At 40.2% G+C, this 26,793-nt stretch carries 23 protein-coding genes; 7 read left to right on the top strand and 16 right to left on the bottom strand.

Annotated elements, in window-relative coordinates:
- Positions 1–2: 2 nt before the first annotated feature.
- From RIC88_RS09610 to RIC88_RS09565, 10 genes are all read right to left on the bottom strand, one after another.
- Entirely contained in the window at positions 3–512 is a 510-nt protein-coding gene (locus tag RIC88_RS09610; protein WP_350217325.1) for a DUF2480 family protein, read from the bottom strand.
- A gap of 3 nt (positions 513–515) precedes the next feature.
- Positions 516–1,196 (bottom strand): tRNA (adenosine(37)-N6)-threonylcarbamoyltransferase complex dimerization subunit type 1 TsaB, encoded by a 681-nt coding sequence (gene tsaB, locus RIC88_RS09605; RefSeq protein WP_350217324.1) that lies wholly within the window; start codon positions 1,194–1,196, stop codon positions 516–518.
- Positions 1,197–2,855 carry a S41 family peptidase gene (locus tag RIC88_RS09600; protein WP_350217323.1) on the bottom strand — a complete coding sequence of 553 codons (1,659 nt, stop codon included), beginning with the start codon at positions 2,853–2,855 and terminating at the stop codon, positions 1,197–1,199.
- Positions 2,848–3,237 (bottom strand): ribonuclease P protein component, encoded by a 390-nt coding sequence (rnpA, locus tag RIC88_RS09595; RefSeq protein WP_350217322.1) that lies wholly within the window; start codon positions 3,235–3,237, stop codon positions 2,848–2,850. The genes RIC88_RS09600 and rnpA overlap by 8 nt, the downstream gene beginning before the upstream one ends.
- A gap of 11 nt (positions 3,238–3,248) precedes the next feature.
- On the bottom strand, positions 3,249–3,404 hold the full coding sequence (rpmH, locus tag RIC88_RS09590) for a 50S ribosomal protein L34 (RefSeq protein ID WP_348279338.1): 156 nt from the start codon (positions 3,402–3,404) through the stop codon (positions 3,249–3,251).
- A gap of 88 nt (positions 3,405–3,492) precedes the next feature.
- Positions 3,493–5,565: an insulinase family protein gene (locus RIC88_RS09585; RefSeq protein WP_350217321.1), complete on the bottom strand. Its 2,073-nt coding sequence runs from the start codon at positions 5,563–5,565 to the stop codon at positions 3,493–3,495.
- 19 nt (positions 5,566–5,584) lie between these two features.
- Entirely contained in the window at positions 5,585–6,931 is a 1,347-nt protein-coding gene (locus RIC88_RS09580) for a M16 family metallopeptidase (RefSeq protein ID WP_350217320.1), read from the bottom strand.
- 55 nt (positions 6,932–6,986) lie between these two features.
- Positions 6,987–7,985, bottom strand: a complete 999-nt coding sequence (locus RIC88_RS09575; protein WP_350217921.1) for an adenosine kinase — start codon at positions 7,983–7,985, stop codon at positions 6,987–6,989.
- Complete coding sequence (locus RIC88_RS09570) at positions 7,985–8,863, bottom strand: glycerophosphodiester phosphodiesterase family protein (RefSeq protein ID WP_350217319.1); 879 nt, start codon at positions 8,861–8,863, stop codon at positions 7,985–7,987. The genes RIC88_RS09575 and RIC88_RS09570 overlap by 1 nt, the downstream gene beginning before the upstream one ends.
- Positions 8,860–9,939: a metallophosphoesterase gene (locus RIC88_RS09565; RefSeq protein ID WP_350217318.1), complete on the bottom strand. Its 1,080-nt coding sequence runs from the start codon at positions 9,937–9,939 to the stop codon at positions 8,860–8,862. The genes RIC88_RS09570 and RIC88_RS09565 overlap by 4 nt, the downstream gene beginning before the upstream one ends.
- Before the next feature lie 191 nt (positions 9,940–10,130).
- Here RIC88_RS09565 and RIC88_RS09560 point away from each other — a divergent pair, with 191 nt between their 5' ends.
- Positions 10,131–10,484 carry a hypothetical protein gene (locus RIC88_RS09560; protein ID WP_350217317.1) on the top strand — a complete coding sequence of 118 codons (354 nt, stop codon included), beginning with the start codon at positions 10,131–10,133 and terminating at the stop codon, positions 10,482–10,484.
- Positions 10,485–10,586: 102 nt separating this feature from the next.
- Positions 10,587–11,315 (top strand): response regulator transcription factor, encoded by a 729-nt coding sequence (locus tag RIC88_RS09555; RefSeq protein ID WP_350217316.1) that lies wholly within the window; start codon positions 10,587–10,589, stop codon positions 11,313–11,315.
- Positions 11,316–11,413: 98 nt separating this feature from the next.
- Here the strand turns inward: RIC88_RS09555 and RIC88_RS09550 are convergent, their stop codons facing one another.
- On the bottom strand, positions 11,414–12,115 hold the full coding sequence (locus RIC88_RS09550; RefSeq protein WP_350217315.1) for a hypothetical protein: 702 nt from the start codon (positions 12,113–12,115) through the stop codon (positions 11,414–11,416).
- 522 nt (positions 12,116–12,637) lie between these two features.
- Between RIC88_RS09550 and RIC88_RS09545 the strand changes: the two genes are divergently transcribed.
- The 5 genes from RIC88_RS09545 to RIC88_RS09525 all read left to right on the top strand — a co-directional run bounded on the left by RIC88_RS09545 (position 12,638) and on the right by RIC88_RS09525 (position 20,361).
- Positions 12,638–14,407: a DUF1800 domain-containing protein gene (locus RIC88_RS09545; RefSeq protein ID WP_350217314.1), complete on the top strand. Its 1,770-nt coding sequence runs from the start codon at positions 12,638–12,640 to the stop codon at positions 14,405–14,407.
- Between the two features lie 5 nt (positions 14,408–14,412).
- A complete protein-coding gene (locus RIC88_RS09540; protein ID WP_350217313.1) occupies positions 14,413–16,116 on the top strand; it encodes a DUF1501 domain-containing protein in 1,704 nt (567 codons plus the stop codon).
- Positions 16,085–16,948 carry an outer membrane beta-barrel protein gene (locus RIC88_RS09535; protein ID WP_350217312.1) on the top strand — a complete coding sequence of 288 codons (864 nt, stop codon included), beginning with the start codon at positions 16,085–16,087 and terminating at the stop codon, positions 16,946–16,948. Before RIC88_RS09540 ends, RIC88_RS09535 begins: the two co-directional genes overlap by 32 nt.
- Before the next feature lie 107 nt (positions 16,949–17,055).
- Complete coding sequence (locus tag RIC88_RS09530) at positions 17,056–18,213, top strand: hypothetical protein (RefSeq protein ID WP_350217311.1); 1,158 nt, start codon at positions 17,056–17,058, stop codon at positions 18,211–18,213.
- A 117-nt stretch (positions 18,214–18,330) separates the two neighbouring features.
- Positions 18,331–20,361, top strand: a complete 2,031-nt coding sequence (locus RIC88_RS09525) for a hypothetical protein (protein WP_350217310.1) — start codon at positions 18,331–18,333, stop codon at positions 20,359–20,361.
- On the opposite strand, the gene RIC88_RS09520 is transcribed toward RIC88_RS09525, so the two are convergent.
- The 5 genes from RIC88_RS09520 to RIC88_RS09500 all read right to left on the bottom strand — a co-directional run bounded on the left by RIC88_RS09520 (position 20,358) and on the right by RIC88_RS09500 (position 26,726).
- On the bottom strand, positions 20,358–22,451 hold the full coding sequence (locus RIC88_RS09520; RefSeq protein ID WP_350217309.1) for a carboxypeptidase-like regulatory domain-containing protein: 2,094 nt from the start codon (positions 22,449–22,451) through the stop codon (positions 20,358–20,360). The genes RIC88_RS09525 and RIC88_RS09520 overlap by 4 nt on opposite strands.
- Positions 22,448–23,149 carry a tetratricopeptide repeat protein gene (locus RIC88_RS09515; protein ID WP_350217308.1) on the bottom strand — a complete coding sequence of 234 codons (702 nt, stop codon included), beginning with the start codon at positions 23,147–23,149 and terminating at the stop codon, positions 22,448–22,450. Before RIC88_RS09515 ends, RIC88_RS09520 begins: the two co-directional genes overlap by 4 nt.
- 54 nt (positions 23,150–23,203) lie before the next feature.
- On the bottom strand, positions 23,204–23,491 hold the full coding sequence (locus tag RIC88_RS09510; RefSeq protein WP_350217307.1) for a winged helix-turn-helix domain-containing protein: 288 nt from the start codon (positions 23,489–23,491) through the stop codon (positions 23,204–23,206).
- Positions 23,488–24,060 carry a hypothetical protein gene (locus RIC88_RS09505; RefSeq protein ID WP_350217306.1) on the bottom strand — a complete coding sequence of 191 codons (573 nt, stop codon included), beginning with the start codon at positions 24,058–24,060 and terminating at the stop codon, positions 23,488–23,490. Before RIC88_RS09505 ends, RIC88_RS09510 begins: the two co-directional genes overlap by 4 nt.
- Before the next feature lie 107 nt (positions 24,061–24,167).
- Positions 24,168–26,726, bottom strand: coding sequence for an ATP-dependent Clp protease ATP-binding subunit (locus tag RIC88_RS09500; RefSeq protein ID WP_350217305.1), 2,559 nt, complete (start codon positions 26,724–26,726; stop codon positions 24,168–24,170).
- Positions 26,727–26,793: the final 67 nt, after the last annotated feature.

The raw sequence follows: 26,793 nt of genomic DNA, 5'->3' as shown, positions 1-26,793 counted from the left end.
GGTTATTTTTTGCGTTTAAAGATAGGTACAGTGCTGCAAGGTTCGCCATACATCAGACTGCTAACCAAAGGGAATAGTTTTTCAGTGGTTTTTGTATAGGCATATTCAATGCTCTTGACATTGCCGCATCCTTTGATCACCACTTTTTTATCTTTCAGCTCATTTTCAGCCAGGCATCTTTCAATCGCCTGATCAATTAGCGCCTTTTCGATAGCTAATTCATCGCCAAAGGTCACAACGTTTGCGAATTCTTTGATTTTAGTAACCAACAACATATAAGCCCAGGTCGGAACGATAGCATCAGCTGTACAAACCAGACCTACATTCTTGTCCTTGTAAACAGCCCAATCATTATCCTTCATGAAACCTCGAAAATCCTTCTCCCGCAATATGATTCCTTCATAAAGCACATCCTTCAAGTCGAAGATTGAGTACTCGCCCTTATGAAGGTAGTCCTCCAGATCGACGGATACTAATGGACTTTTAGCTACTCGGTTTACAATTTCTTCCATGAGCTACAGCAACTGTTTTTTAGGTGTAGTAGTTCGCCATTCCTTCAAATAATTCGGCTCGAAATATGCCACATCTTCAAAGTCTTCATTTTTGAATTTCTCATAAGCAAGTCGACCCATATTGGTAGCATCAGGAAAAATATCATCAATAAAAGTCAAGTTTTCCTGACTTGAAATCTCTTTAAACTTGGGCATTCCATCACCAAATAGGTAAAGTGGCTGATTGAATTCTGCGAACGAATTTTCATTGAGAATTTTAGGCTGTAAGTCCCATAATTTTTCTCCGTTTTGATCTTCCACCTGTGTATATACTTCCATCCTACGAGCATCCATCATGGGACACAGCAAATGATCTCCCTCGAATTTTCCTCTGACTGCCTCCGCCATTATTTCAAGAGAAGGTATGGCTATCAAATGCTTTTGTAGCGTGTAGCATATCCCTTTTGCACTTGTGACTCCAATGCGGAGACCTGTATATGATCCGGGCCCTGATGACACAGCTACAGCGTCTAAATCATTGAAAGTAAGGTTGACCTCTTTGCAGACTTCAATACCGATTCCTGGTAACAATGAAGAATGAGACTTTTCTACTTGATGGGATTGACTTGCCAGCAACTCTCCATCCCTGTGCAGCGCCACGGAGCATACCATCGTAGATGTCTCTATGCTCAGAATTAATGCCAATTAATTAGGTTTTAGGATGGATTGATATTTTGCAGTATCATCTAAAATAGTGATAGCTGCTTGAACATCAGGGTCTTTTCCAAAAGTGGATTCAATGATGCCTCTTTCATAGAAATATCTTCCAGCAATCTCTTGTTCTAGAAGCATCTTTATTTCCTCTTTGAAAGTGATGAGATCCTCTTCTTTATTGTGTTTTGTGGCTTTTTCCAGGCTGTCAAAATAGCTTTTCAGCTTGGTATACTTCTTCTCTTCTTTGGCTATTTTGATCAGATCTTTCGTTTCCTGCTCAACACGAGTCACATAATCGAAATCTCGATTGGCCAGCCACTTAACAAAATCATCATACTCGGCATCTGACAATCGAAGGTCATTCGGTGAGGCTGGGTCTAAATCTTCGTTTTTGTAGAAGTATTCTGTAGCATAATAAAAGATATGATCGTTACGCATCAGACTCTTGGTGATGGGTGCAAACTCCAACTTTTCAACTTCAACATCCGGATCAATCCCTCCACCATCAAATACTTTTCTTCCGTTCAATGTGTAAAATTCGTTCTTCAGTGAATCTGGAATTTTTCCAACACTTCCATCTTCATTTCTATTGCTGTAATCAATCGCCTGAATGCATCGTCCGGTTGGAGTATAATATTTTGCAGTGGTGATTTTAACAACTGCATCATAAGAAAGTGGGCGCTCTATTTGAACCAATCCCTTTCCAAAAGTCTTTCTGCCAACCAACACCCCACGATCGTAATCCTGAATTACACCGGATACAATTTCAGATGCTGATGCACTGCCATTGTCCGTCAATACCACAACCGGAATGTTGGGGTCTACAGGGTCATTCAAGGTATTATAGGCCCAGTCATTAGCTCTGACCTTTCCTTTTTGGGTCACTATTTTTCTTCCTTTTTCAACAAAAACGTTTGAAACATTCACTGCTTCATGCAGTAGTCCTCCTGGGTTCCCTCTCAAATCCAAAATGATGCTTGTAGCCCCTTGCTCCATCAAATCAAGGGTTTTGATACCGATGGATCTTCCCACATTCTGCGTGAAGCTTGTTAAACGAACGTAACCAATATCATCTGTTACCATTCCAGCATAAGGCACACTATCAACAGCAATTTTTTCTCGTTTTACCTGTACGTCAAACATCTTATCCTGCCCAAAGCGCTTAATTGTTAAGGTTATTTCAGAGTTTGACTGGCCTTTCATCAGGAATCTAACTTCCTCCTGGGATTTTCCGTCGAGCGATATTCCGTTGATGGCATGTATTTCATCTCCCGCTCGCAATCCTGCATCATGAGCGGCAAATCCTTCATAAGGCATTACTACTGTGCTGATACCATCTTTTCGCTCGACTACAGCACCTATCCCGGAATATTCACCGGTAGTCATCATGCGGTAGGTTTCAATGTCATCCGCAGCGATGTAATTGGTGTACGGATCCAATGTCTCCAACATTTCATCAATCCCCGACTTCATCAGTGTTGTAGGGTTGATTTCGTCCACATAATGAGTGTTGACTTCTTTGAAAAGTGTGGCGAAAATGTCCAAGTTTTTCAGAATCTCGAAATATCTGTCGGTCGGTGGCTTAATGGCAGCCACGCTGATAATCAAAACCAAAATAAATGGAAAGATGATTTTTGCTTTTCTACTCATGTCGATCTGCATTGATATTACCCAAACGTTCCAAACACTTGATTAGTTGAGTCTGGATGGCATGGAATGGCAAAATTTCTTTTGAAAGATAAATGAAACCAATATAAAGAGTGGATGATTCTGTGCCATTATCGATTAATTGCTTGTTGAGTCTGTAGGACTCCCGAATTCTTCTCTTAAGCAAGTTGCGATCAACTGCTCGTTTAAAGTTTCGTTTGGGAACTGAAATGAGGATTTGATGAGAACCAATATCGTCGGATCTAAGGTGGCGAACCTGGAAGTCCCCCAAATAAAAAGAGGAACCCTTTTTAAACAGTCCCTCAATTTTTTTCTTGCCTGTAAGTTTTTCCTTTTTAGGAAAACTGTATTTGGAAAGGCCCATAGGCCAGTTATTTACTTCTTGTGGATTTCGTCAGAAACAGTCAGTCGCTTACGACCCTTTGCTCTTCTTCTAGCAATGACAGATTGTCCATTCACGCTCTCCATTCTTTTTCTGAACCCGTGCTTGTTTTTCTTCTTTCTTACTGAAGGTTGAAACGTCCTTTTCATAGTCTTTTACTTTCGTCCTTAAAAACGGAGGGCAAAGATAGATAAATCCTTGCCCTCTTTGCAAATTTTGTGAAATTAAATATAGAGACTACTCTACATTGAATATTGATTCATCAATATCCTCATTAACAAGGACTTCAGTGACTTTTATATCCATCTTCATTTGAGCATTCATAGGCTGCTTAATTCCTGTTGCAAACAGGACTCCTCCATACTCTTCATAATTGTCATAATCAGTAGATAATGTCATTGCGCCTTGTGGTCCTTCAAGTGTATTAGTGCTTCTTATAAGAAGGTTTGTTTCAGCATCATAATACCTGGTCGATTTCTTACCTGAAGGCATTGTTACTTCCAACCCATAAGCATCACTTCCATTTATGTTTTCAACTGAGACAAGTGATACTTTTATCCCTTTGTCCAAATATTCAACTTCTTCTACAATTGCTGAACTAATGGCCATATCCAGCGCATCCTCACCTTCAATCTTTTTATTCCCCTGCATTCCAGAACTTGCTCCTTTTTCACCATCAAAAACTTGTTTCTGCATCAGGTTTCCACCCATTTTTACTTCCATGAATAGCTTATTAGGTGCCATTCTGGTAGTTTCCATATTTAGAACCTGTCCCATGATTGACGCCTCCATCTTCATGCTAAGTGTCTTCAGTTCATCAATTTTCTTTCTACCTCCTATTGCTTCGATATAATTGTTAAGCACTTTCTCAGCAGTCAGTCCTTCCGGAAGCTTAGAAAGCGATGGATCAACTTCATTGCCGTACGTATCGTAATATGTCACATCACCAAATTGCTTGAGCTGCTCAACAACTTCACTGGCTTTACCTACGATATTGATATAAGCATTTTCAGTCTTAAGGTATTTTTCAGCCATTTCCTGAATGTCTTCTTTGGTAACTGCCTGAATTTTTTGAAGGTAAGTCGCATAATAATCCTCCGGCAGATTATATCGGGCAATGTTCAAAGCAAAGTTGGCAACTGTCTGAGGCTGCTCAAGCGAACGAGAAAAGCTGCCCGCAATCGAGTTTTTTGCAAGATTTATTTCTTCATCAGAGATGTTTCCCTGCTTGACCTGCTCCATTTCATAAAATATCTGAACAATGGAGCTATCGGTCACTTCATTTCTTACTTCTGCACCCGCGTTAAAACTCCCTACCAATTCATCCGCAGAAAGTGATGAATAGCTTCCATAAGTGTACCCTTTGTCTTCTCTGAGATTCATGAAAAGCTTTGCTGAACCGGATCCTCCAAGAATCTGATTCATCACACGTGCTTTAATTTGATCTTCCGATCCAATTGCAAGATTCACCGGATAAGTAATATCAATATTTGACTGAACGGCACTGGATCTGTTGACAATTCCGACCTTATTCTTTTCAGGAGCGGCTGGCATTGCGTATTCAGGGCTGGGTACATCACCAGCTTCCCAACTACCAAAATAGGTTTTAACCATTTTCTTCACATCCTTCAGGTTGACATCACCAACCACTGCCAGGTATGCAATATTTGGCCTGAAATAAGTCTGATGATAGGTGCGTAAATCATCAACTGTAATATTGTTTACGGTTTCTTCTATCTGGATTTCTCCATAGGGATGATCCTTACCATAAAGCAAAACCTGATTGAGGTTAGAAGCGATGGCTCCAGGATCTTCCTTATTTGCTGCCAGGTTGGAGATGGTTTGTGTACGGATCTTCTCTAACTCCTCTTCCGGAAAAGATGGGTTGAAAACAATGTCTGTCATCAATTCAAGAATTTTCTCATTGTATTTTGACAAACCTGAGGCAAAGACGCTGGTTGATCCCGCACCAATAGATGCTCCAATGAAATCAATTTCTTCATCGATCTGCTCTTTTGTTCTCGTATCTGTCCCTCTTCTCATCATCTGCCCAACCATTGATAGGTAGCCTACCTTGTCATTCTCCATAATTGGCTTCCGATCCAGGATTAGGTTGTAGCTCACTCGTGGCAGTTTGTGATTTTCTATTACAAATACTTTGAGCCCGTTTTTCAACTCAAAGGACTCATATTCACCAATATTGATTGGTCTTGGGGTTGCCGGTTCTGGCAATTTGCTCCGGTCCACCTGTGCAAAAGCACTTATCATTCCGATAGCCAGAACAAGGGTTAGTATATTTTTAATGTTCATGATTTAAAGCTTTTTTAGGTTATTGATCTTCAATTTTTTCATCCTCAGGTTTCTGCTGGGCAGATTTTGGCAAATACACCAATTGAACCCTGTTTTCAGGATCGAGGTATTTTTTTGCCACCCTTTGAAGATCTTCTTTAGTGACTGCCATGAATCTGTCGATTTCATTGTTGATAAGGTTGGCATCTCCAAAGTATACATGGTAATCGGCCAGGCTTTCTGCAATGCCTCGCATGGTGCTGTTAGATGAAACAAATGAATTCTCAATTTGATTTCTCAGCTTCTGGAACTCTTTATCATCAATAGGCTCATTCTTCACTCGTGCAATTTCTGCATCCATGGCACTTTGCAATTCTTCTGGGGTTTTGCCCATATTCATGATACCAAAAGAGATGAAAACACCTGCATCTTCCAAAGCAAATGGAAATGATCCTGCTGCAACCGCTAACTCCTGATTATCTACCAGCTCCTTTTGGAATCGTGAGCTCTGACCTCCTGATAGAAGGGTTGTTAACATTTGCATTGCGTAATAGTCTTCCGATCCTTGCTCTGCCATCTGATATGCCTGAATGACTGCAGGTAACTGAATATTGTCAAACACTTCTGCTTGTACATTGCCAAGCTTCTTCATTTCCACAGTAGGTCGTGGTATATCTTTCGTACCTTTTGGGATTTCACCAAAATACTTTTCTACTAGCTTTTTGGTTTGTTCTATTTCAATATCTCCTGCGATGGAGAGTGTCGCATTATTAGGCACATAAAATGTCTCAAAGAAATCTTTGAAGTCTTCGTCTGTGGCAGCATCAATGTCTTCGAATGATCCAATTGGTGTCCATTCATAAGCCGTTCCTTCAAAAACCCTTGAAAAAGTTTCTTGAAGAATAGACCCGTATGGCTGGTTATCTACTCTCAACCTTTTCTCTTCTTTTACCACTTCTTTCTGTGTGGCAATACCAGTTGAATCAATCTTCGCGTGAAGCATCCGTTCAGACTCCATGTAAAGTCCTAACTCTAACTGGTGAGAGGGAAGTGTTTCGAAATAAAATGTTCGGTCATTTGAAGTATTCGCATTCAGTTGTCCGCCGGCACTTTCAATGATCTTGAAAAATTCTCCTCTTGGAATATTGGGAGATCCCTCAAACATTAAGTGCTCAAAGAAGTGAGCAAATCCTGTTCTTCCCTCCGGCTCGTTCTTGGAGCCCACGTGGTAAAGAACAGATACATTAACGATTGGGGTGGAATTATCCTGATGCAGAATTACATGTAATCCATTGTCAAGGTCGTATTCCTCAAAGTCTATCCGTCTGTCCTGAGCTATAGCTCCGAACACGGCGAACATGCAGATTAAGATTAGGGTGTTTCGCATAGTTGTTTTGGTTTTACAATAAAAATGAATTGGCAATAATAATTATATCAAAATATTATTTACCAAGCTTTGTGTATATTTCCTTTATGTGGGACTGATTGAGCCTAGGTCCATATTTGCCAACTACAGCTGAGCTGGCGGCACTTGCCAACTTTCCGGCTTCTGCATGTGATAATCCATGATTGATTGCATATAAGAATGCCCCGGCAAACATGTCTCCGGCACCTGTAGCATCAACCGCTTTTGTTGGAAATGGTGCTATCTCATGGTAATCCTTACCATCAAATACAAGGGCACCATCTTTTCCTTTCGTGATAACAAATTCCATGGCCACCTTTCGAATCGCTTCTTTTGCTGCTTCCATTCCTGCAACACCTCCAAATAATTCTGCCTCTTCAATGTTGCAGAATAAAAGATCTACACCATTCCCAACAATTTCCTTCATTTGATCATTGAAGTATTTTACCATGGATGGATCAGAAAATGTAAGGCTAACTTTTACTCCGTTTTCATGTGCTATTCGTTTAGCTTCTTTCATAGCTATCAGACCTGTTGGTGATGACACCAGGAAGCCCTCCATGAACAAGTAATTCGAACTTTTGATGGATTCCTCGTTCAATTCATTCGCTGAGAAATCTGTAGTGATACCCAGATAGGTATTCATCGTTCGCTCAGCATCAGGAGTAATCATTACCAGGCATTTACCAGTTGTTCCTTTGTAAAGATTTTTTGGATTTAGGTTGGTATCTATTCCGGCTTTTATCAGGTCATTGACATATAGCATCCCGTCGGGATCATTTGCCACTTTGCATGTGTAATAACCTTTCCCCCCAAATTCAGCCAATCCAAAAATGGTATTAGCGGCAGAACCCCCACCCTGTTTTTTTCTCACATTTCCTTCTACTGCCTTCAGCAACTCACCTTGTCTGTCTTCATCAACAAGGGTCATCAATCCCTTCTCCACCTGATTGTCTTTAAAAAACTGATCTTCAACTTCAATTTCATAGTCCACCAAAGCATTACCAATGGCACAAACGTCATATTTTTTACTCATCATTCATTAATTATTTCAATTGCCCGATTAGGGTAATCGGTGATAATTCCGTCCACACCTAAGGCTAAAACATTTTTAATCTCTCGTGATTTATTTACAGTCCAGGGTATCACTCTCATACCAGCATTCTGCAATTCTGTCACATTTTCCTGTGAAAGTAATAGATAATAAGGTGAGTAAATTTCCGGAGTAAAGCCCAGGGAATCAATATTAGCCTTCCAGGTTAACTCATTGGCAATGAGTAAAGCTAACTCCACGTCAGAATAATGGATGTGAAAGTATTGAAGCGTTCTAAAGTCGAACGACTGAATTGTGATCCGATCCAAAATTTCCATTTCTTTTAAAAGCGAATAGGTCAAATCGGAGAATGTTTCCGGATGCGGGTGAAAAACCGAATCGGTCTCAAGTGTAGTTTTAAGTTCAATATTGTAATTGATCATATCTAATCCATTGGATTTAATGTAAGACTCAACACTATCGATAACATCTTTCAGCAATGGCTTATATATGCTGACCCTATTTTGTTCAGGAAATCTCATATTGCCTTTTGACCCACAGTCAAACAATTGTATTTGCGAATAGTCTAATTTGTAAATATTGATAATGGAATCATGTGGGAATGCCTTTCCAAATTCATCTAGACAAATTTCCGGAGAGAAAAATGGCTCATGGCTTACTATCAATTGGCTATCTGCAGAAACAACAAGATCAAGTTCGAGCGTATTAACTCCCAACTCAGTGGCCAGAATAAATCCAGGCAAACTATTCTCCGGAGCAAGACCCCTGGCACCTCTGTGACCCTGAATATCTATATTCTCCTTATGACCGTGTTCGCATGCTAGTAAAAAGCAGCCAATGAAAATAACATACCATTTCATGCCAGGAATTTTATTCGTGTAAAGATGTAGTCAAGAGACTCTTCATTGATTACCAACCGATAAAAATCCGTATCGCCTAATTGTTGAGGTTTATATCCGCTTTGCTTCAGGTACTTTTTACTGATCTTCTTATCAAACCAATGCACCAGGCGAATTTTATCCCCTTCGATTTCCAGACATGTCATTCCTCTTTTGCCCACCACACATCCTGAGTTGAAGACACATGGAATATGGAAGAGTGTATTGTACACGTAGCTCTGAAAACTATGATCCTTATTCTCCCGATAATATTGTTTGAGTTCCTTTTTGTGAGACTTTATATCTACTTTGATGGTTTCCTGCTGGCCTGAGGTAGCTCCGGCATAATCTCGGCATAGTTGCTCAATTTTATATTTGATCCGATCCACCTTATGAAGTGATTCGAACAGTGGACGGTGTGTATGACCGATGATGGAAACAACTTTATTGAAAGCAGAAAAACCATAAACTCGTTTTTCAATTTTGTACTGCTTCTTGCTACTATGTGAAACTGAATAGCTCTTTATTCCTAATGGGTTAGCAAAATATTTAAGCGTAAAGCCGATTAGCTCGTTGTGCTCCTGATACTTTTTGCTTGCCTGATGTCCGTGAAACACAAAAAGACTGTTGTCTTGAAATTTTAACCTTAAAGAGTCATAGTGCTTGTAATCAAATGGCAAATTCTTCATTAACTGAAGTTCCAGATCATGATTTCCAATCGTTTTATAGAGGGCTTCTTTTGAATTGAATGCATCGAAGAGGTCGTAAACCTCACGCCATCTATTCACAATATTTTTCACTTGAAAACGCTGTAGTTCTTCAATATCGCCATTTAAAATCAGCGCATGATCTTTTTTGAGGTAATAATCTGAAAGTGCTGATTTGAACAATTTCGCATTTTGCTTGAAGTCATCTGTCATACCTCCATCCCCCATATGAAGATCAGAAAAAATGACCCAGCGCTTTTTTGAGTTAAGCTCTAAAACAGGGCTAGCCTCGAACAACTTGTCGAGTTTTTTATAAAGCTTTTTAGTAGTTATCTGATTGCTCTCAGCCATTCACTGCATTCTAAACCAAGCTGCCAAGATAGAAATTATGCTTTCAAAACATTGGGAATGTTGCTAATGAGAAGAAAATTTAACATTGCAGAATCACCCGGTTTTAGACTCAGTCTATTGCAATACCAATGGAATATTAGGATTTTTTCATAAACTGATTATTTTCGCTTTTCACACATACCTTATTACCAATGCCGGAGATTCAAAAAATCATTTACAAGGGCAAGCAGATCGTTTATGTAGACTATCGTGGACAGAATGAAGAGGAAATGCTTGAAACCGCATCCTCCCTTCGTGATTTCTTACTTTCCAATCCAGGAGAGCATTTACGTTTGGTTAATATTACCGAGACACCTGCAACTCGGAAATTCACAGCCTACATACGCGAAATGGGAAAAGAAACCAAAGATGTACCTGTAAAGGGAGCTGTGGTTGGTATCACAGGTGCGAAGAAGGTTTTGCTATCCGGATACAATCGATTACTGGGTGGTGCCATGAGGCCTTTTGATGATGAGGAGACAGCCAAGGAGTATTTGGTTAGTTGAGGGCTTCTCAACCATCTTGATAGATTTTACCCTTTCAACATGCAATTGCATTTTTAAAGTATTTCTATTGTAGCCACAATGGAGTTCTTGAAAACGAATTCCATGAAGAAATTATATCTGTTTTTTCTTAAATTGTATCTAATGGGTGCCGCTAGCGAAGTAAGTTCCCTGTTCAGAAAATCACAACCTGAGCAATATGTCAGCCCAAATGAGTTTGGTTTGCAATGCATGTATGAAATAAATGAGGGTAATCTATACCCCAATGGCAATCAAAGAATTGCCGGTTTTAGAATCAGTGAAATAGATACAATTGACAAACTTTATGAGTTAATCCATCCATCAGATTTGGAGTTGGTTACCCAATTTGCTATTTCAAGCATCAAGTTTATGAACCAAAAAGGGGTGTTGATTCTAAAGCATCAATCAAAAATTGTTTATCGTGCAAGAGGCAAAGGTGGAAAGCTTTACTATTTGCAAAGACATGGAATTGCAAATGGACAATCCAACGGACTATTAGTGAGTAATTTTTCATTTATAAACGATGTAACTTGGATGCGACCAACACCAGGATCATGGCAATTAATAGGTCCGAATACTGAGGGGTTTGATTTTCAGTTTCCTGAAATTAGAAGGTTTGAAAAAATCCTTAGTGTGCGAGAATTGGAAATCCTCCGACTTGTTGCTCGGGGATTTTATTCCCGCGACATAGCTCGAATGCTAAAAATATCTAAATACACTGTAGATACTCATCGAAGAAACATGGTTCGCAAACTTGATGTTGCCAACTCTCCTGAGTTAATCACTTTGGCTAGGGATATGGATTTGATTTAACCTATCAGATTATGCACCATCCATTTACTCAAAGAACCTAAATAAAAAACCCGATGATTGATCACCGGGTCATAACACAAATAAATCAATGCTTAAACCTATCTCTGTATCTTAAACTCAATGACCTCTTTGGTGATGTTGTAAAAGAAGTCATACGCTGTAATTTCTATACTGATCTTTTCATCCTGTATCACAGACAATTCATTTGTCAGGTCTATCATATTCAGCGATGAACTTTGCACTAAAGAACCATCATTTATGCTATAGCTCACTTTCTGCACATCAACTAGATGATCCTTTACCCCGACAATCAAATTGACATTATTAGGAAAAACCGGCAAACCTTCTTCAAAAGCAACCGGAGAGTCGCTGAAAGCCGAAGATATTTCCGGACCTCTTTTATCAATGAATATCATATCCGCCCGAACTTCTTCCTGATTTCCATTCTTATCCACGCTGTAGTAGAGCATTCGATATTGTCCATCTGCCAAATCGTGAGGCATCATTTGGCGACCATCAGATTTCAAGTATGGAAGATCAGCCACTTTAAAATAGGTAGTCTCTATTCCGGACTCTTCCTCAATAAATTTAAACTTGATTCTTGTGGCTGGGCCAAAAACAAAATCGCCAGCCTCAGTTCGAAGCAAATCTGTTCTTGGCGCTGTGTTATCTTTTAAAATTGATTTCTCATTGGTCTGACTAGTCGCTGATCTTTCCAAAGACATTTGCGCCATGGAACTAAGGCTGATCAATATTAGACTGAATACCAATGAATTTTTAATGAAAGTGAATAAACGCATTGAATACTATTTGATTGAATTTCTTACAAAATTGAAGGTTTGCATGACAATGAAATATCAGTGAAAGAATCGCTTTTGAATTAGGTGATTTGATTAGGTACAACCATGTAATTCTTACTGTCGAAAATCATAAACCACTGAGAAGTTGGGGATTACCTGCAGCTACTTGTAGCCATTGCTAAATATAGGTCTAAGTTCCTGTGTACAAAACCAAAAAATCCATCACACTTTCGTGTAATGGATTTCTGTTTGATGTGCGACGCTGAGGATCACACACTCACACTACCTTTACACTCTACCCCTCTTTATGCTGCGCATTTCAAACTGGGGTAGAGTTAAAAGAAAAGCCACGAAGTGTTCAGATTGATGCCTAATCCTATAGTAATTCTAGGTCTAATCGCTTGACACTCTTTTTTTAGGGGGAGTCATTAAAAACAATCAGTTAAACTATTTGGAGATTTTTTATCACTTAATTTATAATAATTGATTTAATTTTAGTGTTCTATTACCAAATCAGCTCCAATGCCCTTAACTGCACTTACCAGCACATTAGGAAAAAAGAGAGCTGCTCACCTACTTAGACGGACGTGTTTTGGTGGTTCTGTTTCTGAGATAGACGCATTTGCCTCACTCACTCCTGCTCAGGCAGTTGGGCAGCTTTTTAATACTGCTTTGCCCGATCCGGCTCTGCCTATTGACCCACTAACTGGGAATGAATGGATAACAACCGGTAATGCACAAAGCGAGGGATTTGAACTGGAAAGATATTTTCTATCCTGGCATTTGGGCCAGATGCTGGCAAATGGTATTGATGAATCTCTCAAACTGCCTTATATCTTTCGGGAGCGTCTGGTGTTCTTCCTTCACACTCATTTCACTACAAAAAGGTCAGTAGTTGGCAGTTCAAGAGCACTTTATTATCAACAAGCACTATTCAGATTATTTGCATTCGATGGAGAGGATCTAAGTATCCCAGCAGATGATCCAATGGATCCTGATATTATCGTACCTCGAAATTTTAAACAGCTCACAAAGAAACTCAGCGTTGACAATGCAATGCTTGTTTTCCTTGACGGCCGATTTAATGTAAAAGGAAGTCCCAATGAAAATTATGCACGTGAGCTGCTAGAGCTATATTCCGTTGGGAGGGGGTTAGAAGGGAATGTGCCCGAGCCTGAATTTGAAGGTGACTACTTCTATTTCACAGAAGAAGATGTACAAGCAGGTGCACGGGTTCTGTCCGGATTCAATGTCGATCCAACTTTCTCCAATATTGATGAAGAGACTGGGTTGCCAAGAGGAGTGGTTCGCGGCACTACCATAGCGACCAGTCATGAGGAGGGACCAAAAACATTTAGCTCCAGAATGAGTAATGGTGTGGTCACACCAGACGCTGATTTATTGACGGCTGGCAATCCTACAGAAGAAAGCGTGCTAGATGAAATCAGTCAGTTTGTTGATTTGGTTTATGACCAGGAAGAGACCACCAGAAGTATCTGTAGAGAAGTCTACAGATTCTTTGTATATCATCAGGTAGACCTGACGCTTCAGAATGACATCATTCAAGAAATGGCTGACATCTTTACAGCCAATGAATTCAAACTGCAGCCTGTATTAGAAGCACTTTTAACTAGTACACATTTTTATGAAGCAGATGCTGGTGAAGATGACAACAATTTTGGTAGCATCATCAAATCACCATTGGATGTTGTACTAGGTTTCATGCGGAATTTTGAAATTCAACTTCCGGATTATGAAACTGAACTACAGGACTACTATGAATTTACAGGAGATTTACTTGGGGAAATCAGCCGTCAGGGTATGGACTACTACGAACCATTCGAAGTTGCAGGATATGCTGCTTATCACCAGTTTCCAATCTTTAACAGGAGTTGGATCACTACGAATTATCTAACCAACAGATACAATTTCGTTCGGCTAGCACTATCAGATGGCACAAACATGGAAATGGGCCAGGTGAATGTTTTTGATTTTGTTGAAACAAATTTTGACCCGGCAGTTGTTCGGATAGCTGATGATTTCATTATCGCGGTAGCAGAATACTTTCTTCCTACTTCAGATAACCTATCATTTGATACAGATGGTGGCGAGTTAACCATCGAGCGACTCAACTACTTCAAGACTGCCATGTTTGCCTTCGCTATAGATGCCGATCCTGAGGCTGCCTGGACCACAAGATGGGATAATAATCTGGATGCCAACACTCGAGCCAATCAGATTAAGGAACTCTTCAACGCAATGCTTCAATCACCAGAATACCAGTTAATGTAGCAGCCATGAAAAGAAGAAATTTTTTAAAGAAAATTGGTTTTGCAGCAGGCGCCCCCATTGCATTTCAAGGTGTTCCGCTAAAATTACTTGCGGGCCATGAGGAGGTTCAACGCATTGCACAGCAAAGCACCAATGACAGGGTGCTAGTCATCTTGCAGCTACATGGAGGTAATGATGGATTGAATACGATCATACCCATTTCAAATTACGACGAATATTACAGTAGAAGAGCAAACATTGCCATTCCTTATAAAGTTGGAAACAGAACATTGATACCACTTGATAGCACGGTGGCAAGCGAGGAGCAGGTTGGGCTTCACCCAGACATGAATGATTTCAAAAGGCTTTATGATACAGGTAAGGCTGCAGTTTTTCAAGGCGTATCTTATGAAAAAAATAATGGCTCGCACTTCAGAGGAAGAGACATCTGGTTTATGGGGGGCGATGCAGATGATTACTTCAGTTCGGGGTGGATCGGTCGTTATCTTGGCACAGAGTATGACCCTCTCACCTACCCGGCCGACTTCCCAACTGAAGCAATGCCTGATCCTTTGGCGCTGGAAATGGGCAATGATGTTTCGCTACTGTTCCACCAGGAAGGGAACATTCCAACATCGATCTCACTTGGTAGCAGTCCAGGCAATCTTGCCAATCTCATTGATCAACTTGAAGGGTTTGCGGATGAGGGAGTAGACCCAAGGGGTAATCCTCCAGAATTTTTAAATAGCTCACCCTATGGCCAGGAAATGAACTGGATTCTTGGCCTTGAAGATAAATCAGAAGTCTATATAAGGAGGCTGGCGGAGATTTATGATTCTGCTGCTGATACGACAGTTACCTATCCAGAAACTTACCCCTTCAATGCGCCTGAAGGTTCAAGAAGAAATCCGTTAAGTAGTCAACTACAACTGGTCGCCAGGTTATTGGCAGGAGGGGTGAAAACCAAGGTGTTTCTGGTGAAAATAGGTGGCTTTGATACACATGCCTCACAGGTAGAAAGTTATGATCCTACCATGGGGGTTCATTCCGCTTTATTATATCATATATCGTCGGCAATGGCAGCCTTTCAAAAAGACCTTCGTTCGCGGGGGATTGAGGATCGTGTGCTTACCATGTCAATGTCAGAGTTTGGTAGACGTGTTGGTTCTAACGGAAGCTATGGAAGCGATCACGGTACGGGCGGGCCGGTAATGATGTTTGGTTTGGGTGTTAAGCCCGGAATCTATGGGACTGTTCCTGATGTCTCTCAAAGCAACGTGGGCATGCAGTTTGACTATCGCCAGATTTATGCAAACGTGCTGTATGAATGGATGGGCGTAGAACAATCAGTAATCTCAAATGATATATTCTTCAGAGACTTTATTGAAGGGGCCAATCCTGAAGGAGGCAACTATGAGCCAATGGATCTCATAAAAGAAGTTATCTTAGGGGAAAAGGAACAACTCAGGAAAAACTACAGAATGGAATCTGTTTATCCGAATCCTGCCTCCAACTATACGCAAGCAAAAATCTTCGTTAACAACTATCAGGATGTAAACGTGCAGTTGATCAATGTACGAGGGAATGTGGTTGCACAAACGAATAGACGTGTTGCCCCCGGAGAGCACACCTTTTCATTCACACTGGATTCAATGAGTCCGGGTTTCTATTTTATCAAAGCAAAATCCGAAATGTTAGATGATACAAAAAGACTCATCATCCGTAAATAAGCTCAAGGGATTCGTCATCCTTATGCTCATGGCATCCGTGCTCATGGCTCAAAAGAAACCCGATAAAAATCCATTGGAATCTTTCCTGGATACCCAGTTTTGGCTTGGGATTAAAATGGGCATGAACTACACCCAGGCCTTTCCTGAAACAAGAAATACCGGATTTAGCCCTATAGACTACAATGCAGACAGCCTTCAAAAAAGCTATGGCGACTTTACGCTACCCGGTGCTCATGTAGGATTGGAGATGAATTTTTACCATAAAGGTTTTTCAGCTTCATTTCAGCCTGCATATAAGAGAAGTCGATATAAATACAATAGCATGCTAGCCTGGAGGGGAGTGACTTCCGGGAATCGGTTTGAAACACGGTATGATATAGAGCAACGATTAGATGTTCTTGAACTTCCATTAATGATTAAATATGATGTCATACGGTCAGGCAAGATTCGCCCTTTTGTGATGGTTGGTGGATTTCACACCCGCATATTATCTGCGCAAAAAGAAGTAGAGATTACTCAAATTGACTATTCTTCAGGGAACCCACTTACATCTGATGGAGGGTCAACTTCACTTGGGGTTAAAGATGCTTTCAAACCTTTTTCAGGTGTTGCTGGAGGCGTTGGAGTAAACCTGGATTATTGGAATATCAGGACCGTATTTGAGGTGAACTATAAACATTCACTCACCTCTGTCACTCAGCCTAATGCACAACAAAATGAGTTGTCATCATTGGGTGAAACAAACGATGAGATTTTACTTAGAGACATTAACATTTCGCTGAGCTTTGTATTCCCGTTCCGATTTATCGACCAACAATTTAAAGCCTATTGATCCGCCAGCTGGCGGACAACCAATTTATTTGAGATAAAATGTGGATAAAAAATAAATACTGCCAAACTGCTAAGCTCAAAATCGCAATTAAGAAATTATGCTCTCTTATGCTGATCCCGCTATTGCTTTCATGTGCAGACGATGAGCCTTCTTTAAGTGAGTCATTTTTGAAAATCTATGATGATTCTGACCTGGATGTGACTTATCGGCCTATTGATGTTGTAGAAACCGTGGATGGATTTATTGTGCTTGCAGGCACTGAGCTTTCTAAATCAGATTTCATGGGTGTGAAACTTATGAAAATGGATAAGGAGGGAAATTTCGAATATGATAGCGACCTCACTGATTATGTAGTACCTGTTGGTAACATGTATTTAAATGAAACAGACAGCAATAGCTACTTCTTCGTAATGAACCCAACTTCTCTGGAAGCTGTGTTAATTGGTGTTAATCCACAATTGGAAGTACAAACTGAAACGCTTATTGGAGGACTCAACTATCCCCTATCGTCGGCGGTGTTGAGTAATGGAAATTTCCTTTTGCAGAGCTATGATCCACTGACACAGGAAACTGAGATTTCGGAAGTTTCATTAGACGGATCATTTCTTGGAGGTAATAGCTACTCTATAGGCCCTGGTGATGATGTAGAGGAAGAAATTATTAACCATTACCTAAATGCCAGTGAACGACCGCTTCCATTCTTTTGTGGTGAGGTTTCCTCCGGAAACTATTATTTCAATGGCTTTTACAATTACAGTTTTTCGTTGGTTTTCACAGATTTCGGTGACGCACCAAATGGAGTAGTTCAAGGCCAATCAAGTAATGCCGGATTGCGAGCTGTTATGCCAATTAGTGGTAGTGATTTTGCAGTTGCAGGTTTTCAATTTGATGCGAATTTTCAACTCGCCACTGCTACTCTATCCACCGGGGGTACAACTTCAAGTGTAGACTTATTCACAGGAAATATGGCAGAAATAAAGCCATATACTCCAACTCAAATAATCAATTACAATAATGGTTCGTCATATTCTGTCTTTGCTTCAGAAACCAAGGGCAGGCAAATTCTATTGAACTTCTATGATAATTCAGGAGCGATAAGTGGCGTTCATCGAATCGGACACATAAATCCTTTCACTTTTGCATCCATTAAAACCGGAAGTGATAATTCACTGCTTGTGCTTGGAACCACCTTCGTAGCGGAGCGATTTGAGCGAATTGCTTTGAAGAAGATTTCAGAAAATGAAATCTCAGCATTCCTCAATTAGCCACTCAACAAAAAATAGTATCTCTCAAAACCCTACTTCGTATTGTTCTTTTGAATTAGATTTCAATTTCAGGCAGTTTTGCCAGTAATTCAACGAGTGAAATGATTACGATAATTAATGGATAAAAGCTTTCTCCAATTAGAATATTCCGGCTGGTGGGTTTTGCTCATCATTATTATAGCTGCCGGTCTATCTTATTTTTTATACGCGAAAAAAAACATTCCCTGGAATCAGACGCAGAATTGGACGCTGGCTTCTTTCCGTTTTCTCGGCATTGCTGCTATTCTATTACTCCTGCTTTCACCCTCTATCCGAACAGTCACAAACACAGTTGATCCTCCGTCTATAGCCATTGCTTTAGATAATTCTCAATCAGTAGTTGCAAGAGGTTTAGATCAGAGCCAGGTACTGGAGCAGATTTCCGTGCTGGAACAAGAGCTTAAAAATGATGGAATAGAAGCTTCGATTTTAACATTTAATGATTCAACATCCTTCAATGCCTCAACGAGTAATCTTTCAAATCTCCTAGATAAGGCAATTGAAAAAATGGAAGACAAGAACTTTGTTGGCATGGTGCTGGCATCAGATGGCATATATAATCGAGGAAGCTCTCCCTTATACCGAAATTACCTAACACCAATTTTTACTGTCGGTTTGGGGGATACTATTCCACCAAAAGATATAAGTATCTCCAGAACGCTTTATAATAAGGTCTCCTTCAAGGAAAATGAGGCTCCTATTCGATTAGAGATCAGTCAGGAAGGGTATGACAACCAACAAGTATCTGTTCAGCTAAGAGAAAAGGGAAATTTAATGGCGGAAAAAAAGATTCGATTAAGAAACGCTATTCAGGAAGTAGAGTTCACTGTTCAATCCTCCGAAGAGGGCTTACGCCATCTTGTGGCTAGCATCTCGTCTTTAGAAGAAGAGTCCACTTTAGAGAATAACCGATCTAATATCTTCATGGAGGTTATAGATGGACGTCAGCGTATACTGATAGTTGCTAACTCACCTCACCCGGACATTAAAGCCATTCGCAGCACCCTGGAAGCAACCGGCAATTATGAAACTCAGGTTTATATACCACAGATTAATGATGAAAAACCAAATGAAATCTTCGATGTGGTGGTCTTTCATGGTGCTTTTACATCAGGTATCAATTATATCCCGAAGGAGAGCCCTGGACTGTGGTATATTCTCAGTAATGAAAGTTCTATAACATCGGTAAACAAAATACTCCCATATATCAAAATTGAGCGAAGAGGTTCTCAACCCGATAAAGTAGTGGGTTCATTCAATCAAAATTTTAGCAAATTCAAAATTGAGGATGTCTCTGCCTTTGAAGAGTACCCACCCGTCGAAGTGCCTTTTGGCAACTATACACTCAGCGGACCTGTAGAGGTTTTAATGTATCAGCAATTAGGAAGTGTGAAGACACAAAAACCCCTCATGGCGGTTTACGATGATGGAGCTCAAAAGAGCGCCATTTTACTAGGTCAGAATATTTGGAAGTGGAAGCTTCAGGAAGCCGCCATTAACGATAATGCTGCTCAATTTGAAAACCTAATCAACAAAACCATTCAGTTTCTATCCGTGAAAAACGATAAAAAACAATTTCGGTTTGAGGCAAGAAAGAATAACTTCAGTGACACTGAACCTGCGCTTTTTGATGTTGAAGTCTACAATGATATTTATGAAAGAATTTATGGGAATGATCTGGAAATCACTTTAACCAGTGAAGAAGGAGCAGAACAGAATTTCAATTTCACTGATTCAGAATACAATGCCACCTTTCGATCACCTATCCTTAATCCTGGCATTTATCAATACAATGCAAGAACCGAGGTGGGCGATAAAACACTTTCGGACCGTGGAGAGTTTTCGGTTCAAAATGTGAATCCGGAATTTCTAAACCTTACCGCTGATCATCGGCTTCTGAAAAATCTGAGTAGCAGAACAGGAGGTACCTATGCTCACTTAGACCAACTGGATCAACTGATTGACCAGATAAAAGATAGGGATTTCAAGTCCATCATAAGGAGTGAAGAGGATTTAATACCGCTTTACCGATCCTGGTGGTGGTATTTAATCATATTTCTTCTTTTTTCATCCGAGTGGTTTTTAAGGAAGTATTGGGGCGGATATTAAAAATTAATTACCGCACCCAAATATCCCGTTCTTCTGGAAAAGAAGCTTTCCTCCCTTTCACTATAATCAAAGTTGTAAGCGAATCCTCGGATGTTTTCCCGATCAAAAATATTGTTTAAGCTGGCAAAAGCAATGATGTTCCAATCATCCGAAATAGCAAAAACCTTACTAACTGACAATCCAATATTGGAATAGTCAGGAAGCCTTAGTTCATCATTTGAATAAATGGGTTCATAAGCATTCAGATTATTATCAAAATTGGCTGACGAAATTTCAGAAAAGGTAGTGCCTTGCCTTGCAACAAAAATAGACTCGATGGTCCATAGTCTTCCGGGTGAATAGGACACATTTCCCCGGGCAAAATAAGAAAGATCATAGTTGTAATCAGTCTCGGATTCATCCTTTGCATCCAGCAGGGTGAGCGAAGCTGACATGCTCAGTTTTGATGAAAAACGATAATCTGAGAAAAATTCAACCCCTCTGGCGGTGTATTTTGCATTGTTCACCTCACCTTCCTTATCGAAGAAACTGACTGCTAGTTCCAGATCATTTTTCTTTCGATTGATATCAATGGATTTCTGTAGGTTTTTAGCCTCAAATGGCTCACCAGTGTTTTCAAAAAGACCTAATTTATGGTAAACACCTGCCCCAATTGTTACTGTCCATTCTTCATCAGTATAGGATAAGTTGGCCTGGTTGCTTAGATAATTTTTATCATTCTCGATAGGAATATTTTTTCTAAGCCCGGTACCGAATGCGATCTTTTCAGAGAAGTAATATTTGAAGTACCCGAATCCCTCCAACACTTTCACATGCACACCCTCGTTTAATGAAACGGTTGGATGATTTTGTCCAAGGGCATAAAAGTATTCGTGAAAATTCCCATTGACTTGCGAATTCCTAAAATCGTAGCTTACTCCTGTTTTCAGACTGAAACTCTGATTTGTGAGTAAATAATTTATCCCTGCAAACAGATCCTTCTTTTTCACTTGAAAAGAAACATTGGAATATGAGTAATCGCCATCACTGTAGCTCAATCCATTATTAAAGCTTAGGTTCCCCGAACCGATTGGCTTTTCAATGCTTGATATAAGAAAACTTCTTCGTTTTCCCTGGTCAAAAATTCCTTGATATGTGGGATGCTTAAAATTGAATTCATATCCCTCTGTTACAGAATAGCTCATCACTTTCCAGCTAAGATTCTCATCAGACCCATACCAATATAAACCGAGATCATTGGAAGTAAATGACTCAATTTCTTCCAGTGCTTTTTCATTTAATAGCTTAATAGGTCCGCTTGGCTGCCAGTTAGAAAATAGCTTTAAGCTCTGCTTTTGATTGATTTTTTGCTCCCTGGAAAAGCCAACATTTGCTAAGCTGAGAATCAAAGAATTGGTATTCCCTTCTAGTACCCGATCGTCGGTTTCCATTGAAATAATACCGGAAGTAGCATTCCCAAACTCAAGAGGTGGGTTTCCCGGAAATACGGTCACATTTTGAATTATAGAGGTGTTGAATATGCTGAAAGTGCCAATGCCATTGAGTTGTGAATAGCGTATGCCATCGTATATAGGCACATTATTAAGAAACACGCCTGTTTCAATGGGACTACTCCCACGCAAACTAATATTCGCTGACTCATCGGTGGTGGTAGATGATGGGAGTGAGTTCACCGCAAGCATGGGATCTGCTTTTGCGGAAGGGTTTGTATAGATGTCAATCTTTTTGATCTCCATGTACTTAAATTCCTCAGCGATAAGCGGCTTTGCAGTGACAACCACCGTTTCCCCTTCTCTTTCAATTGGTTCCATCACAATAGTAATACCATCGGTTACTGGCACTATCACTTCCTGAAAACCAACGTACGAAACAATCAATGAGTCCTCCATTTCCTCTGATGTCAGTTCCAAAGTAAACCTACCCTCCATATCGGTAATCGCCCCTTTACGCCAATTATTAAGCAGATAGACATGTGCCCCAATTAACCCTTCCTTTGTATCACCGTCAACAACCTCCCCGCTTACTATTTGCTGAGCAGAAAGGAAGCTGGTAGCAAGTACAAAGAATAATATGGCAACTCTGCTCTTCATGATTTATTGATTTTTTCCAATACAGACTTAGCCCAGTGGTATTGTGGCTCTATTGCCACAGCTCTTTCCAGAGTTGCCTTCGCTTTTTCATTCTGATCTGTTTTGCGATAAGCTAATGCTAACCCCATCATGGTATCCAGATAAAGCCAGTTTTCTGTGGTATCTGACTGTTCATATATCTCAAGTGCCTTTTGAAACGTTGAAACAGCAACTTCAGGGTCACCTCCAAACATCTCAGGGGTATAGAGTTTTGATCCCGCGAACAGCTTTTGCACCAGAGGAGACTCAGGTTGTAGTCTCATAGCTTCCTCCATTAATGAGGAGCTTTTCATCCCGAGGAACATCCCCTTCATTGGACTATAAGCCATCACCAAACCATAGGTCGATGACAGTACTGCTCTTGGTTCACCCCATTCCGGGTTTTCTTCAATTAGCTTTTCCAAAAGTTCAACTGTGAAATCTTTGTACTCATCAAATGTGTCTTCATCTTCGGTTGCCATTGTGTTATTCAGTAGTCCATACATTGCCATTGCCGTCTGGAAACTTTCTTCACCACTCTCACTTTTAGCCTGATCAATGCTTCTCTCCCACATTATTTTGCTGGCCTTCAGATAGGCTGCATATTGTGTTTGTTTAGATGTTTGTGCCAACGAAAGCCCTGCAATCATTAGCATCATAATTGTTAGTATAGTTTTCATAATTACATTATTTCTAAAGTGGTTTATTTTATAAACCATAAGTTCAAAAAAATATTAATCAATGTATTGTTTAAGGTTATTTACGTAATCTTCAAAAGCCTTAATTCCTACTTTCGTAATGCTACACGTCGTAAGTGGTTTCTTCCCTTTGAAAGATTTCGTAACGCTTATGTAACCAGCATTAGAAAGCTTATCTAATTGCACGCTCAAGTTTCCGGCCGTAGCACCCGTCTTTTCCTTGATGAATACAAACTCTGCTGAATCCACTCCAATCAATAATGACATAACAGCCAATCTTAACTGCGAATGTAACAGAGGATCCAATTGTGCAAAGTCGCTCATTTTTCTGCTCTTCTTAGTAAATATCCAGGAATCAAATAGCCTGCTAAAATACCCACTGCTCCTACTATATATTGATCCGTAGGGTTGAGGTTAAAAGCAACAACGCTCGCAATCCACAAGGCAATTCCTCCCATGGATAAAGGGCTAAATCGTAATGCCTGACCTGAAATGAAGGTTCCAATTCCGGCAAAAGTTAAAATAATAGCGTTCACATTATAGTTCACACTATCCATAAAAAACAAGATGATTAATACGCCTATAAATACAGCCAACCATATTTGACTATACAGCCTGTCCAGATGACTTTTCACTTTGGCTTCATTGCTTCTCTTAGCACCGTATACCATCGAAATTATTCCGGCAGGGATCGTTAGTACCCATACAATGTAAGGATGCTCATACCAATCGAACTTAGCTATCAGGTAATGACCCAGATTGGCAATCATCACTACCCAGCCCCAAAGCAAAAAGTAGAAGCTTCCACCTTTTGCAACGTTTCGCTTAGCCTGACCGATCATGTCTGTGATCAATGCCAGGCTCTCGTCTTTCGATAATTCTTTATTGCTCATGATTTTATAGGTTTTTACTATAAATACGATACAAACATAAAATAGTTTATAATATAAACCAAATGTTCAAAATAGAGGATCACTATTCGTGATCCCCTATTTATAATTTATTTCTCTTTCTTATCCTGTGCCTTAGGAGTCTTTTTCTTTTTAAGCTTGATTGCCAGCTCTTCTTTCTTTCCATCCCAATCTGCAACCAGCGTATCGCCTTCCTGAATTTCTCCTTTCAAGATTTCCTCAGCTATCGGATCTTCAAGATGCTTTTGTATTGCTCTGGCTAAAGGCCTTGCTCCATACTGTGGGTCATAACCCTTATCAGCAAGAAATTCTTTCGCCTTTTTAGTAAGCTCTATAGCATATCCAAGATCAGTGATTCTGGAGAATAACTTCCCTAAAGTGATATCAATGATTTTGAAAATATCCTCTTTGTCCAAAGAGTTGAATATGATAACGTCATCTAATCTGTTCATGAACTCAGGACTGAACGTTTTCTTTAGGGCATTCTGGATGGTTGACTTCATAATGTCATCCATGTTGTTTTTTCTGCTTTGCGTAGCAAAACCAATTCCTGCACCAAAATCTTTTAAATCCCGCACCCCAATATTGGAGGTCATGATGATTAAAGTATTTCTGAAATCTACTTTTCTCCCAAGACCGTCTGTTAACACACCATCATCCAACACCTGAAGCAGGATATTGAAAACATCCGGATGTGCTTTTTCAATTTCATCAAGGAGTACCACACTATATGGCTTTCTTCTTACTTTTTCGGTAAGTTGTCCGCCTTCTTCATACCCTACATATCCCGGAGGCGCTCCTACCAGTCTTGATACGGAAAACTTCTCCATGTACTCACTCATGTCAATTCGAATCAAGGAATCTTCCTTATCGAATAGGAAAGTAGAGAGCACTTTCGCCATTTCTGTTTTACCAACTCCAGTTGGACCGAGGAACACAAATGAGCCAATTGGCTTTCTTGGATCCTTCAACCCTACTCTTGTTCGTTGAATGGCTTTTGATAGCTTTTTAATTGCCTCAGCCTGACCAATCACACTTCCTTCCAGCTCTTTGCCCATGGTCAAAAGCTTAGCGCTTTCATTCTCGGCAATTCGCTTGGTTGGGATTCCGGTCATCATGGCAATTACATCCGCCACATTATCCTCACCTACCTCATATCTCTTGGTTCTGGTCTCTTCTTCCCATCGGGTTTTCTCACTCTCCAACTGAGCAATTAGCTTTTTCTCCTTATCTCTGAGTTGAGCAGCCTCCTCATACTTTTGACTTTTTACGACCTTATTCTTCTCCTTCTTCACATCCTCAATCTGCTCCTCCAATTCAGTTATGATTTTTGGAACATTGATATTATTGATATGAACCCGCGCCCCGGCTTCATCCATTACATCAATAGCCTTATCCGGTAAGAATCGATCAGAAATATATCTATCTGAGAGAGTTACACACGCTTTAATCGCTTCAGGAGTATAATTCACATGGTGATGACTCTCATACTTATCTTTTATGTTATCCAGAATCTGATGAGTCTCTTCCGGGGAAGTTGCGTCCACCATCACCATCTGAAAACGTCGCGCTAGTGCACCATCTTTCTCAATGTATTGTCTGTACTCATCAAGAGTTGTCGCTCCGATACATTGAATCTCACCCCTTGCAAGAGCAGGCTTGAACATATTAGAGGCATCAAGTGATCCGGACGCTCCCCCTGCTCCTACAATCGTGTGAAGCTCATCAATAAAAAGAATAACCTCCGGGGATTTTTCAATCTCGTTCATCACCGCTTTCATTCGCTCTTCGAATTGTCCACGATACTTTGTCCCTGCGACCAATGAAGCCAGATCAAGCGTTACAACTCTTTTTCCAAAAAGAATTCTGGAAACTTTTTTCTGAACAATTCTAAGCGCCAGGCCTTCTGCAATTGCAGTTTTACCAACTCCCGGTTCTCCAATTAGAATTGGATTGTTTTTCTTTCTTCGACTCAAAACCTGAGCCACTCGCTCAATTTCTTTTTCCCGACCAATGATCGGGTCCAGCTTATCTTCTTCAGCAAGCTTTGTTAAATCTCTTCCGAAGTTGTCAAGCACAGGAGTACGTGACTTTTCACTTCCTTTATCTTTTCCTGCAGACCTCCCTGATCCACGTGGTGTAGATGAATAAAGCTCATCTCCTTCATCGTTGGGATCATCTGTATCTGCTGAAGCCATCGGGTTTTCGGTTTGATACTCCAGCATCTCTTTTACCAGATCGTAGTTTACCTCAAACTTCTCCAGAATCTGAGTTGCCAGATTATCTTCATCTCTTAGAATGGAGAGCAATAAATGCTCAGTTCCAATCAAAGCACTTTTGAAGATTTTAGCCTCCAGATATGTGATCTTTAAAACTTTTTCTGATTGACGGGTAAGCGGGATGTTCGCCAGGTTTTTAACATTGCTGGTTGCCGTTCCTTTGGTAGCCTGCTCAATTGCAGAACGTAATTCTTTCATGGACAAGCCAAGTTTTTTCATTACGCTAACAGCTACGCCTTCTCCCTCTCTGATCATCCCCAGTAAGAGGTGTTCTGTGCCAATGTAGTCGTGACCCAAACGTAGTGCCTCCTCTCTACTTAGTGAGATGACTTCTTTGACTCTATTTGAAAATTTTGCCTCTTTTGACATGCGTTTTGTCTTTCGCTTTAAAGTAAAAATATAGGATATACGAAGAAATATCCCTTTAATGTAGATG

Source organism: Ekhidna sp. (assembly GCF_040220215.1).
GTDB lineage: Bacteria > Bacteroidota > Bacteroidia > Cytophagales > Cyclobacteriaceae > Ekhidna.
Note: the sequence above shows the minus strand (reverse complement) of the source record. Positions and strands in the feature narration are given on the sequence as shown.